The sequence below is a fragment of the Nocardioides sp. NBC_00368 genome, assembly GCF_036090055.1.
Lineage (GTDB): Bacteria > Actinomycetota > Actinomycetes > Propionibacteriales > Nocardioidaceae > Nocardioides.
In genome coordinates, this window is sequence record NZ_CP107970.1 from 570,503 (window position 1) to 584,186 (window position 13,684).

Annotated in this window: 5 protein-coding genes; 3 read left to right on the forward strand and 2 right to left on the reverse strand. The window is 64.7% G+C overall.

Annotated elements, in window-relative coordinates:
* Nucleotides 1-249: 249 nt before the first annotated feature.
* Nucleotides 250-744, reverse strand: coding sequence for a hypothetical protein (locus OG984_RS02675; RefSeq protein ID WP_328530106.1), 495 nt, complete (start codon nt 742-744; stop codon nt 250-252).
* Between the two features lie 950 nt (nt 745-1,694).
* Here OG984_RS02675 and OG984_RS02680 point away from each other — a divergent pair.
* Together OG984_RS02680 and OG984_RS02685 are read left to right on the forward strand one after the other, a co-directional pair.
* The gene (locus OG984_RS02680) at nt 1,695-4,700 is read left to right on the forward strand and encodes a DEAD/DEAH box helicase (RefSeq protein WP_328530107.1); all 3,006 of its coding nucleotides are present in this window, start codon (nt 1,695-1,697) and stop codon (nt 4,698-4,700) included.
* A gap of 1,134 nt (nt 4,701-5,834) precedes the next feature.
* Nucleotides 5,835-10,628, forward strand: coding sequence for a DEAD/DEAH box helicase (locus OG984_RS02685; RefSeq protein WP_328530108.1), 4,794 nt, complete (start codon nt 5,835-5,837; stop codon nt 10,626-10,628).
* 533 nt (nt 10,629-11,161) lie between these two features.
* On the opposite strand, the gene OG984_RS02690 is transcribed toward OG984_RS02685, so the two are convergent.
* Nucleotides 11,162-12,499: a hypothetical protein gene (locus tag OG984_RS02690; protein WP_328530109.1), complete on the reverse strand. Its 1,338-nt coding sequence runs from the start codon at nt 12,497-12,499 to the stop codon at nt 11,162-11,164.
* Nucleotides 12,500-13,145: 646 nt separating this feature from the next.
* Here OG984_RS02690 and OG984_RS02695 point away from each other — a divergent pair.
* Nucleotides 13,146-13,595 (forward strand): hypothetical protein, encoded by a 450-nt coding sequence (locus tag OG984_RS02695; protein WP_328530110.1) that lies wholly within the window; start codon nt 13,146-13,148, stop codon nt 13,593-13,595.
* Nucleotides 13,596-13,684 lie beyond the last annotated feature (89 nt).

Sequence of the window (13,684 nt, forward strand, 5' to 3'; positions counted from 1 at the left end):
TCGATCCGCACCTCCTCGATCGACACCAGGCAGACCTGCTGCTGGAGTGCTCGGCCTCTCGTGTCGGTGGCCGTACGATCTGGTGGGTCAGGTATGGCCAGTAGTGGACCGCTAGGTCTGGCTGCTGCACAGTGGGCCCGGTTCCAGCTCAGTCGCGGGCGCCGGGAACGGACACGACCTAGCCGTGGGCTAGCTGACTATCCCGGTTCTGTGCCTTCGCGCGAGATCACGACGTCGGTCAGTCCAGGGTTAGTCTTCATCGACAAGTCCTAGGGTCATCGCGGCGATGCACAGCCTCCCGCCGAAGGCGCCTTCGCCATCGCTCCAGATCGCATCGGCCAAGCCGGTGAACATGCGGTCGTGATCGTCCCAGTCGACTCCACCAACCACGACCGGCAGGTCGTCAGGTAGGTCGGGTCGGCAGGCGAGAAAGGTGCGTAGCGCGCCGACGGTCAGAGGTGAGGGATCGCTTGGGGGTCCGGCGGTGGGGGAGGCTTCTGTCTGTGTCTGCGGGGTGATTCCGATCTTGTGATCGCCCAGTTCGGCGTCTTCTAGGACCCCTTTGACGGTGCCGGCTTGGTCCGATGTCCCCATGAGATATCCGCCGAACACCATCTTGTCCTGCCCATGTTTGAGGCGAGCAAGCTCATCCGCGCTGAACTGAATGTTCAGTTGATCGGTGCATGCCTCTTGCACGCTGGCGAGCCAGTCGCCGATTGAAACCTTCACTGGTGGACCGGGCACGACAGTTCCTCTCCGTCTGCTGCCAGCGCTTTGCAGGCAACGGATTGATCATCACAGAAGGCACCGACAATTCTGCGTTGTCGCAGTCCAGGCCTCGATTTCTGCGGTGTCACGATCGCGAGTTGCAGACGTCCGAGACCCATGCGAAGGCGTCCATCATCTCCGAGGGCGGTGACATCACGATGTTCTCGATGACCTCGTCCGACAGGGGTAGGGTACGTGCCCGCCGTGTGTCTTCCACAGTGATGCCAACTGCCCCGAGCCATCGAGGTTGCTGGTAAGGACCTCGATGACGGTGGGCCATTCGCCGTCGACGATCTCGCACAAGAGACTCGTGGGTGACTCACGATTCCCGTTCGACGGCCCAGAGCCAGCGATGGAGCCAGTTTGCTGGGCCAGCCCTACCCAGCGTCAGATCGCGAGACTAGAAGACAACGAACCGGCGGCCTCGTCTTCTGTCGTCAATGGGTGAAACTGGGCGGTAGTCAGCGGGGCACTGCCCCACTTTTCGAGCCTCGCCGAGGCCCCGCAGATGATCGGCATTCAGTACGTGCCCCCGGCCGAGGCCGCCAGGCCGGACGGTGAAGACGGTGACGAAGTGATCTCGGTCGGCGAGGGCGGGTGTGTCGTGCCTGCTTCGACCAATTCCGTACTAAGGCAGGGCTAAGACCGCACGGCGTCATCTCTTGCGTCTTGACCATTGTGTTCGGCCTGGCGTCTTGGTGGGGGTGCGGCAGGATGAGTACATGCGGGGCATCTCGGGGACCGACGCGCTTGTGCGCGTTCTTGACTTCTGGTGGATGACGGAGCTCTTCAGTCCGCAGCAGATACCCAAGCCCATTGGTAGGAGTGCTCGTCCGGGCGAGCAGCAGGTGATTGAGTGGCGGCCGGGTCAGCGGCTTCCGTGGGAGCACCTGCCGCCCCCTCCTCGTCGGGGGAAGCAGGAGCAGGTGTGGCGTCATCAGGTCTACCTCGGGGTCTACGAGACCGAGGCCACCTACCAGTTCCTGCACCGCATGTTCCACGAAGACACCGACGCCTACGATGAGCGGCGCGGTGGGCGAAGCGCGTGTGCGGCAGTGGTCCTTGACCAGGACGGTCGGATTCTCGAGGGCTCGGCCGTCCTCTCGGCTGCGCTGTGGGCGGTGGGCCGCCTGTGCGCACCTGGCCCGGCCGATCCCGGCTGGGCAGTTGGTTTCGACAAGGCACAAAAGCGTCTCGACGATGCAGTCGACGAGCTCGAGGGTGACCGCCGTGAGCGCGCCGGTGCAGAACGGGTTCTGCCTCAGGACGGGGAGTCTCTGGTCTGTCTGAGGGACCTGGCCAACCGGTGCGCGGCGCTCGCGGACGTTGAGATGCTCAACTCGCCGCTGGTGGTCATCAGCAGCACCGCCGTGTCCGCCAAACGCGCCGCAGACGCGGCCGAAACCGCGGTCGAGAGCGACTTCCTCAACAGCCTCTACCTCGAGGACCTGAGTCTTGTCCGTGCCCAGGTCGCCGACGGGAATCTCGGAGAGGCCCTGGACACCTATCTACGACCCGAGGCTTCCCTCAAGGTCGATGACCGGGTCGACGTGCGCCAGCACCCGGACGTGGTCGACGCGGCCACCTCCATCACCCGCCTACCCAAGGGACGCTGGCCCGCGAAGGCGACCCACCCGTTGGCGCTGAGCCAGCAGTACGCCGTCAACACGACCATGGACACGCTCGCGCCGGCTTCGGGGCTGATGGGTGTCAACGGTCCGCCCGGCACGGGCAAGACGACGATGCTGCGTGACCTGCTGGCCGGCAACGTGGTCGAGCGAGCCCGACGCCTCGCGGGTCTGGCCAGTCCTGGGGAAGCGTTCATCACCGGCGAGACGATCCGATGGGTCGCCGACGGCCACGAACGAGAGTTGCCACGCCTGCGTGCCGAGCTGACCGGCTTCGAGATGGTGGTCGCCTCCGCCAACAACACAGCCGTTGAGAACATCACCGTCGAGATCCCCTCTCGCGGGGCGATCGATGAGGCCTGGCACACCAGGGCCGACTACTTCGCCGACATCGCCACCGCCGTCCTCGGCCAGAACACCGACCCGGAAGATCCCCGTGCGGGGGCATGGGGACTGGTCGCGGCCAGGTTGGGTCGCAAGAAGTTCCGATCCGAGTTCCGCTCCAAGTTCTGGTTCGACAAGTTGTCCGGCCACGACACCGCGGCCGACGACCCCGCAGTGCTCGGCATGCAGAAGCGGCTGAGTAGGTGGGCCGGCAAGGAGGTGCCGCACAGGTCGTGGAAACAGGCCCGCGAGGCATTCCGCACGGCCGAGAAACGCGTAGATGAGCTCATCGAGGAACGACGCCTCGCCGCGAGTCGGCTCGCCGACCTGCCACGACTCACGGAGCGAGTGGGCCTCGCGGCGGCCGAGATCGACGAGACGACCTCGGCACTGACGCAATTGAAGGGGAAGGCACGGGCTGCCACCGCGGGTGAGAAACGCGCCGCGACCGACCTGGCCCAGGCCGCCGAGCGCCACGCCCGCCACATGAGCGCCAAGCCCGGCGTCCTGGAGACGATCTTCTCCTTCGGACGCGCCCTGCGGGAGTGGCGCACCGGCCTGCGGCCGCTGGTCACTGATCTCGACGCTCACGAGAGTCGCCACCGCTCACTCCAAGGGGCCCTGGACCGGGTGCGCGAGGAGGTCGCGGCCTGTGAGCACGCCCTGGAGTCCGCACGAGGATGCCACCGCACTCTCCTCGCACGCCAGGACGAGCTGCGCACCGCCTGTGCCCGGGACCGGGACCGCTACCGCGAGGCGTACCCCGGCGTTGACCGAGCTGACGACGAGCGTGAGGGGCGGGCTCCCTGGCTCGACGCCGAGCTCGACACCGCGCGCTCGGAGCTGTTCTTGGCCGCGCTCAGTCTGCACGAGGACTTCCTCGCCAACGGCGGATGGAGGGTTGTGAGAGGGATGCGGGCTGCCATCGACGTCGTCGGTGGTGCCCACCCGGCCGATCTTGAACCGCACAAACTGCTTGCTGCCTGGCAGTTCTTCTTCCTCGCGGTGCCGCTGGTCTCGACCACGTTCGCCTCACTGGGCCGCATGTTCGCGAAGCTGGAGACCGAGGCGCTCGGCTGGCTGTTCATCGACGAGGCCGGCCAGACGGCACCGCAGTACGCCGTCGGCGGGATCTGGCGTGCACGCCGGGTCATCTCGGTCGGGGACCCGCTCCAGCTGCAGCCAGTCGTGACGATCCCCAAGAAGGCACAGCGCGACATCGCCCACCACTACGGCATCGCCCCTGCATGGATCCCGCCCGAGGCATCGGTCCAGACGCTCGCCGACCGGGTCGCCCGCTACGGGACCACGCTGCCGCAGGGGGAGGAGTCGGTGTGGGTCAGTGCACCGCTGCGCGTCCACCGCCGCTGTGACGACCCGATGTTCACCCTGTGTAACCAGATCGCCTACGACGGGCTCATGGTCAACGGGGTCTATCGCAAGCTCGATGACCAGAAGAACCCCGATACTTTCGACGCCCTCGAGGGGCCTATCGTCACCCGCACCCGGTGGCTGGATGAGCCCGCACCGAACCCGGGCACTCACCTGCAGCCCAACCAGATCGAACGGCTCAAGGTCGCGATCGCCTACCTGCACGAGAAACACGAGATCGGGTACGCCGACATGATCGCGATCTCCCCGTTCCGGTCGGTCGCCAATGCTCTTGAGCAGCTCGCCGCCACCTACCCGGGCGTGATCGCGGGCACCATTCACACCGCTCAGGGCAGGGAAGCAGACGTGGTCTTCCTCGTCCTGGGCGGCGACCCGGACAAGCCGAGCGCCAAGGCATGGGCAGCCTCCTCGGTGAACCTCGTCAACGTCGCGGCCAGCCGCGCCAAACGCCGCCTCTACATCATCGGCGACCGTCAGGCGTGGTCGAAGCACAACTACTTCCGACAACTCGCCGCCGCGACCAAGTAGCGCTGCATCAGCGCCCTATCAACTGCGCGGTAAGGCATGGGCGCACCCGCTCTGGCCGACGACCTCAAGATCAGTCCGCGCCAGGCGCGCGACCTGCTCAGGGGCGTCCATCAGCGCCCCGAGGAGAAGTCGGGTCGGAGGAGGGCGAATCGTAGGCCCGTGGCGGACAACGGCCGGCCGGCAGGACAGTTCAGATGCCGCGGCTGCCATATGTAACGCCGCAGATGGTGCGCGACCTTTGGGGCGAAACATCGCGGTGACCGGTGCGGTGGTCAACCTCTGGCGCGATATGCGCGGCAGCCGGGGTTGTCAGCTGGGTTCGTCAGCTGGGTTCGGCAGTGACTGGCTATCGCCGTGCGCTGGTGTGGTCGTCGAGCACGGTGCTGCCGCCGAACCAGAGTCGTCCACAGCTCGGGCACTCGATCTTCCACTCATCCGATCCCGGCGTAGGGATCATCTGACCGACATCGAGTCCGCTTGAGGGGCACCGATCATCCTCGTTCGAATCCATGATGCCGACACTACGTGCCGATTGCCGACACTGGTTCGACCGACGTGGTTCGGCGAGCCAGTGTGTTGCCGAGCCGGAGCCTCACCCGCCGCAGAGCGTCACCTCGACGGTTCGGGCCGGTCCACCAGCCGTGCCGTGATGAGCCGTACTGGGTGCGGGACCTGATCTGCACGAGCCAGCATCGTCGCGGATGCGTCCTCATGACGCAGCGCTGGAGGTGCCTGTTCCAGCGATCAGAGCGCTCCTGAGAGCGATTGGAGGAAGGTGTAGGACGGGGCCCCTGCCGCAGTCGGCGTTCCTCGGTGGGGCCGCGATCAGCGGCTGGGCCCGGTCGAAACCAGTCTCGGCTGGCCGCAACGAGGCTCCCGCCGGCGGAACGGACGCACGGGGCGATCTCGGAGGCACGGAACATGTGGCGCTCGTGGGCGTTGTTGAGTCCAGATGATGCCTGCGACCGTCGACATTTATGGTGTGCTGATCGTGGTCCAGGCAGTGGGCGTCAACAGTTGTCCTCGCGGCCCACGTCCTGCGACCGCCAGAATCCTGGAGCCGCGCGCCGGGAGCCGGGAGCAGGCTTGCCCGACATGTTGAGGGTTGCGAGGCAGCGGGGTTCTCTTTACGGCATGATCGGGCCCGTGCCAACGTCGATTCATGAACTTCTCGGGGACCTCCGGGCGACTGCGCTCGACAAGCGCGACCAGGGCGACCGGTTCGAACGCTTGATCGCCACCTACCTGCGCTCAGACCCGGAGTGGACCGCCAAGTTCGAGCAGGTGTGGCTGTGGCCGGATTGGCCAGGTCGCGACGGCTCTCGCGACATCGGGATCGACCTGGTCGCGAAGAATCGCGACGATGACGGCTACTCGGCGATCCAGTGCAAGTTCTACGATGCCGGGCACAAGGTGTCCAAGGCCGACATCGACTCGTTCTTGGCCGCGTCGATGCGCCCCACCTACGGCTTCACTCGCCGGTATCTCTTCGACACCGCGGCCGGTTGGTCTGGCAACGCTGAGGAGGAGCTCGTCGGTGTCGCCCAGCGCGTCGATATCGACTATCTCAACGAGGCGGCGTTCGACTGGGGTGCCTACGACTGGAAGACCCCCGAGGTGCTTGTCCCGACGGGCAAGAAGACGCCTCGGCCCCACCAGCAGGAGGCGATGGTCGAGGTTTTCGCGGGACTTGAGACCAACGACCGAGGCAAGCTGATCATGGCCTGCGGTACCGGGAAGACCTTCACATCGCTGAAGATCGCCGAGCACCTGGCCGGGACGGGCAAGAGTGTGCTGTTCCTGGTGCCGTCGATCCAGTTGCTCTCCCAGACTCTGCGGGAGTGGATGGCCCACAGCGAGGTCGACATCCGGCCCTTTGCGGTCTGCTCTGATGTTCGTGTTGGCCGCAAGACGGGCGATGGGGACGACGCTGACATGTCGGCGGTCGACCTGACCGAGCCTGCGACCACTGACGCAGCCACCCTGGTGACCCGTATGAGCGCAGGCAAGCATGCCACCGACCGGATGACGGTCGTGTTCTCGACCTACCAGTCCATCGACGTCATCGCTCAGGCCCAGGAGGCCGGTCTGGCCGAATTCGACCTGATCATCTGCGACGAGGCTCACCGCACCACGGGCGCCACGCTCAAGGGCGCGGCTGACTCGTCATTCGTGAAGGTGCACGACAACGCCTACTTGCGTGCCGCCAAGCGGCTCTACATGACGGCCACCCCGCGTGTCTTCGGCGACGATGTACGCCGCAAGGCCAACGAGGCCGAGGCCGTGCTCGCCGACATGGACGACGTGGCCTTGTTCGGTCCCGAGCTGCACCGGCTTGGGTTCGGCGAGGCGGTTGAGGCCGACTTGTTGACCGACTACAAGGTGCTCGTCCTGGCCGTCGAGGAGAACTACATCGCGGAGAACTTCCAGGTCGCATTGGCCGAGTCAGGCGAGATCCGGCTCGACGACGCCGCGAAGCTGATCGGCTGCTGGAACGGCCTCGCCAAGCACTTCACCGCAGACCAGACCGACCAGGTCGACCCCGCGCCGATGAAGACAGCGGTCGCCTTCGCCCGCGACATCAAGGCCTCGCAGCTGGCTGCCGTCAGCTTCCCGATCATGGTCGACCAGGCATTGCAACATCAGGGAGAAGACGACACAGACGATGACGGCAGTACCGCCGAAGCCGCACGTAACGGCCTTCGGGTCGATGCACGCCACGTCGACGGCACGATGGGCATCCATGAGCGCAACAGCCGCCTGGCGTGGCTGAAAGAGGATGCAGGCGGTGGAGTCTGCCGCATCCTGACCAACGCGCGGTGCCTCTCAGAAGGCGTCGACGTGCCGGCGTTGGATGCGGTTCTTTTCCTGACGCCGCGTGGTTCCCAGGTCGACGTGGTCCAGTCAGTAGGTCGGGTGATGCGGAAGGCCCCAGGCAAGGAGCTCGGCTACATCATCCTGCCGATTGTGATCCCCTCTGGTGTAGCACCGGAGGATGCGCTCAAGGACAACGAGCGGTACAAGGTCGTGTGGCAGGTGCTGCAGGCGCTGCGGTCACACGACGAGCGCTTCCACGCGATGATCAACCAGATCGAGCTCAACAAGAAGCGCTCACCGAAGCTCGTCATCGACAACGTCACCCCTGGCGAGGAGACCGAGAACCCCGACGATGGTGACGGCTCGGAGCAGATGAGCCTCGACCTCGGCTTCGACGGGTTCCGTGACGCCATGTATGCCCGCATTGTGCAGAAGGTCGGGGAGCGCAAATATTGGGAGAGCTGGGCCAAGGACGTCGCTGATATCGCCCAGTCCCACATCATCCGCATCAAGGGTCTCCTCGCCGACCCCGCCTCATCTCAAGCCAAGGAGTTCGACGCGTTCCTCAAGGGACTGCGCGACTCTCTCAACGACTCGATCACCGCGGCTGATGCGATCGACATGCTCGCACAGCACCTGGTCACACGCCCGATCTTCGAGGCACTGTTCGAGGGCTACTCGTTCACCGAGACAAACCCGGTGGCTCGGATCATGGAGCTGATGCTCGCCTCGCTCGACGAGCATCCGCTGGCCGCTGAGAGCGCTGCGCTGGAAGGCTTCTACGAGTCGGTGCGTCGCAGGGTCGCGGGTGTCGACAACGCGGAGGGTAAGCAGCGCATCCTGATCGAGCTATACGACAAGTTTTTCGCCGCTGCGTTCAAGAAGACCGTCGACAAGCTTGGCATCGTCTATACCCCCGTCGAGATCGTTGACTTCATCCTGCGTTCTGCTGACGACGTGCTTCGAGCCGAGTTCGGCCAGGGCCTTACCGACGAGGGCGTCCATATCCTCGACCCGTTTACAGGCACCGGCACCTTCCTCGTACGGCTGCTGCAGTCCGGACTGATCGAGAAGCACGACTTGGCACGTAAGTACGCGAGTGAGATTCATGGCAACGAGATGCTCCTGCTGGCGTACTACATCGCCACTGTCAACATCGAGACCACCTACGCTGACCTCGCCGGTGAGCTGACCGAATTCCCAGGACTGGTGCTGACAGACACCTTCCAGTCGTGGGAACCCGACGACGTCCCCGATCTAGGCATCTTCGTGGAGAACACCGAGCGGCTGCGGGCGCTCAAAGAGCTGCCGATCACGGTCATCGTCGGCAACCCGCCATACTCTGCTGGTCAAGAGTCAGCAGACGACGACAACCAGAACGAGTCATACCCCTCGCTTGACGGCGAAATCGAAAAGACGTACGCCGCCGCGTCTTCGGCGACATCAAAGCGGACCCTGTATGACTCCTACATCCGGGCTATCAAGTGGGCCACCTTGCGCGTCCAGGACCGCGGTGTCATCGCGTACATCACCAACGGTGGCTTCCTCGACTCCAACAGCGCCGACGGACTACGCAAGACCCTCGCGGAGGAGTTCTCCTCGATCTACATCTACAACCTCCGTGGCAACCAGCGCACCGCCGGCGAACAGTCCCGCAAGGAGGGAGGCAAGATCTTCGGCGGTGGCAGTCGAGCAACCGTCGCCATCACGTTGCTCGTCAAGGACACATCGAAGACCGGAGCCGCCACGATCCACTACACCGACATCGGTGACTACCTCAGCCGAGAGGCGAAGCTCGCGAAGGTGGCTGAGGCCGGAACCATCTCTCAGCTGACCTCGGCCACAATCGAGCCCAATGTCCACGGCGACTGGCTCGGGCAACGGCGAGAGGACTTCGAGACGTTCCTCGGGCTGTCGGAGGCGGGTGGCCTGTTCACCCTTGGCGGGCCTGGAATCACGACGAACCGCGACCTTTGGGTTTACGGCTGGTCCTCCGAAGAAGTCGACCGCAAGGTCAAGATCCTGGTTGAGGCCTACAGTGACGCCGCTGCCGGATCGCGTGTGGACGACCCGCGAAGGATCAGCTGGTCGCGCGGGCTTAGGCAGCGCGCTGCTCGTGGAGAGCAGATCGCCTGGCAAGCGGGAAACGTTCGGCGTACAACCTACCGCCCGTTCACCCGCCAGCAGCTCTACTTGTCGGCGCAGGTCAACGAGATCCCCGGTCAAACACCTCGGATGTTTCCCAGCCCAACCAGCGTCAACACGGCGCTGGTGGTGATCGGCCCGCGCCTGGAGGCTTCGCCAGCCGTGCTTGCAGTCGATGGCATCGCGGACTTGTCGTTCTTTTCTTACGGGGCCCACGTCTGCTCCCGCTGGCGCTACGAGCAGGTAGAAGGCTCCGGGATGCTCGACCTCGGCGGCGATGGCGAGGTGATCGACGGCTACCGGCGTGTCGACAACATCTCTGACGAAGCGCTGAAGCGGTTCCACTCGGCGTACCCGGGCGAGGTGATCACGAAGGATGACATCTTCTTCTACGTCTATGGTCTGTTGCACTCGTCGGAGTACAGAGAGGCGTACGCCGCGGATCTGAAGAAGATGCTTCCGCGGATCCCGTTCGTGGCAGACTTCCATGGGTTCGCCGAGGCGGGCCGCCGGTTGAGCGAGCTGCATCTGGGATATGAGTCGGTGGAGCCGTACCCGCTCGACGGCCTCGCTGTGCAGCCGTCGGGCGACCCGTACGAGTTCTTCGCTGTCGGCGCCAAGAAGATGACCTATGGCAAGGCGACTGCGGAGCAGAAGGCCGCGGGAGAGAAGCATGACCGCACGGTGATCCGCTACAACGACCGGATCACCTTGTCCGGAATCCCGCTCGAGGCGTACCAGTACATGATCGGCAGCAGGTCTGCAGTCGAGTGGATCATCGACCGGTACTACGTCAAGACCGACAAAGCCTCGGGGATCGTCAACGACCCGAATGAGTGGTCCCGTGAGATCGGCGACCCGCGCTACATCCTCGATTTGATCGCGCGGATCGTGATGCTGAGCCTGGAGACGATGAAGATCGTGGACTCATTGCCAGCTCTGACGATCCTCGATGCAGCGGAGTGATCGCGGCCTCGGATCTGGAACCGGCCGCAGGGTAGGTGCGGGAAATCGCGTCGGTGTTCACGCCAGGTTGGGCCATCTCGGACAGCGACTCGTCCGCATGGAGCAGCAAGGTTGCTGAGGTTGAGCGGATCGTGAGGAGGTTCAAGTACCAGGGCACGATTCCCCCCCTCGCTTATCAGGGGTCAACACGGTCGCGACGGTGTTCATCGAGAAATCCAGCTTGCGGGCGATGGCGTTCCCCGTGCTGAGCCCGCGGACTTGTACAGCCGACGAATCTAGTCGCGGTTCTCCAACGCGATCACAACCCAAGGCATTACTCGAGTGCACGATCTTCGCCGATCGACTATCTGCCCAAGTCTCGTGCGTCGTCGACAACCGTCGAGCGCACCTCAGTGATGAATAGGTAACTCAGCAGTCGGTGAATCCGGTCTCGGATGTTCGATCGGGGTAGGCGCGGTGGGCGTGCTCCGGGCATATCTGATTCAGATCGACATTGACCTGGCCGCTACACCGCAGGTCGACTCGGCGAAAGGCTATCCGGCGCGACGGTAGCCGCGGACTTCATCGCCGATCACGAGGACGTGGAGGTTCCCGTCGATGACGCCGAGTTCCTTCGGGAGTGGCCAGCCCGGCGTGTCGATGATCTTGCCGCTGCCGCCTACCGGCTCGTAGATTCCGGTCCGGGTGATCGACGCATCACTGGCCCTCGCCTCCGCCCGTGTCCGCGTCCAAGCGACATGGTTGTTCGGCGCGGGCCGAGTCTCTCCCGTCTTGAGGTCGAGCAATGTTCGGGTTCCGTTGACGGTCGGATAGGCGCGGACGCCGTCGTTGCTGGCCAGTTCACACTCGTCGACGTCCTTCAGCGTCCACAGTTCCTCTCCTGTCGAGGACCGGATGGCGGTGATGTCCGTCAGATGGGCTTGTTCTCCCGGGTCGGCGAGGAACTTGCCCATGGTTCCGGCGTATCCGCACAGGAACGTGATGTCGTTGGGGGTGGCCCACTCGTCGGCGGTGGGAACGGTGGGTCGCATAGGGCGGACACCCCAGCGCAGCCAGATGCGTTCGCCGGTAATGGCGCTGATCTCCAGGAGGCCGACGTCGTTGGCGTTGAAGGGCTCTTTGCTGCCCTCACGTGTTACATGGATCTGGTAGACGCCGTCATGCTCCTCGGGGTTGTAGCCCATGGACGTGTTGGAGGCCCCGGCGAGGAGCTTGGTCCTCGGTTGGCTCCACTTGACGGTCTTCCCCTCCTTGAGCGACACGGTGGTCTTGTCGAAGGAGAGCCCGTCGTTTTCGCCGTCAGGATGCGCCTTCCAGTAATCCTCGACCTGCAGGTCCGGACCGTGGATCCACAGGTAGGTCTCCTTGCTTTCGTTGCCGATGCGTCCGTAGAGCGTGAATGTTCCGGGGTAGTCGTCGGAGGCGTAGATGGTGGGGTTCGTGGTGCTGATCTCCACCGGCGTCTTGCTGGTCGTGGTGCGGCCTGTCGCTGCATCGACGACCGCCGGCCGCACGACTCCGGGGCGTCCCTGCTGCGGAGCGAGGTAGCCGACCTTGCCCGCGTGGATGGCCGGCTCGAGGTAGATGGTGTCGCTGCTGGCGTTGGCCTGGATCTTCCAGCGCTCCTGGCCGGTCTTGAGATCGAGGGCGCGCAGGTACAGTTTCGAGTCGTCGACCATGTAGTAGACCCCGACCCCGTTGCCCGCCTTGGTGATCTGGGAGACCGGCTGTCCACCAGCGGAGCGCCATGCGATCTTCGAGGTCGCGGACCCCGAGGCAGCGGAGCGGTCCTCCGACCCGTTCGGAGTGCAGCTGGTGACGGACAGGCAGGTCAGCACGACGAGCGTCGCCATCCCGAGACGAGATCTCATGCAGCGACGCTATCCCAGCAGGGCCGGAAAGATGAACAATCTGACGCTGTGACCGCGGTGTGCCAATCGCTGCCCTGGCCGATTCGAGGGGATCCGGTAGGACACGGCGACCCGCCCTGTCTCCCACAGCCCGATCGCAGTGTTCGGCCGGGTGTCAGGGTCGGACTGCGGCAGGATGGGGTCATGCGGGCCATCTCGGAGACCTACACGCGTTTGCGCGTCCTCGCCTTCTGGCGGATGACGGCGCTCTTCAGTTCGTAGCCGATACCCATGCACGGCCTCAACGTCGGCGGCGACTGCCAGGCTTGGTCGCAACACAACTACGTCCGCAAACTCGCCGCCGCGATCAGGTGACGGCAATGCTCATTCAGCGTATCGACATCAAGCCACCTAACCGAGGCTGCCGAGGGCTGGCCCTACACCGTGCCGGCCATCAACCAGATCATCGCTGAGGGGCTGAGGCTCACCATCCCGCTGACGTTCCTGGTCGGCGAGAACGGGTCAGGGAAGTCGACCCTGATGGAGGCCTTCGCTGAAGCGTGGGGGATCGATCCGCGAGGGGGACGCGGCAAGAAACGCCCCCGTCCCGAGCCCGGGGCCCCTGGCCGCCGCGATCGACCTCGGCTACACGGCAGAAGGCGCTCGGATGCACGCCAGGAAAGGAAGGTCCAGCTCCTACTTCCTCCGCGCCGAGTCAGCGCTGGGCCTGCTGGAGTACGTGTCCTCGCTCGGGACCATCGTGCCCGGCTATCCACAGGAGGACCTGTGCTACCTCTCCCACGGCGAGGGCTACCTGGCGATGTTTCGCGAGGTCTTCTCTCGTCCAGGGCTCTACCTCATGGACGAACCGGAATCAGCGCTCTCGTTCATGTCCAGCTTCGACCTGGTCCTCGCGCTTCACGAATGCGGTGCCAACGGAGCCCAAGTGTTGTGCGCGACCCACTCGCCGATCATCGCCTCGACGCCCGATGCGACGGTCCTCGAGGTCGACGGCGACGGAATCCAGCCGGTTTCCTGGGAGGAACTCGAGCTGGTCGCGCATTGGCGCAAGTACCTCAACCACCCCCAGGCATACCTGCGCCACCTCATCGAGTGACGATGCCCCCGACGAAACGCAGGTCCGCTGGCGCGGGTCCTGGCGGTGAGGCCAGAACGGAACGCAGCTCTACGAACCGGACTGCGCGT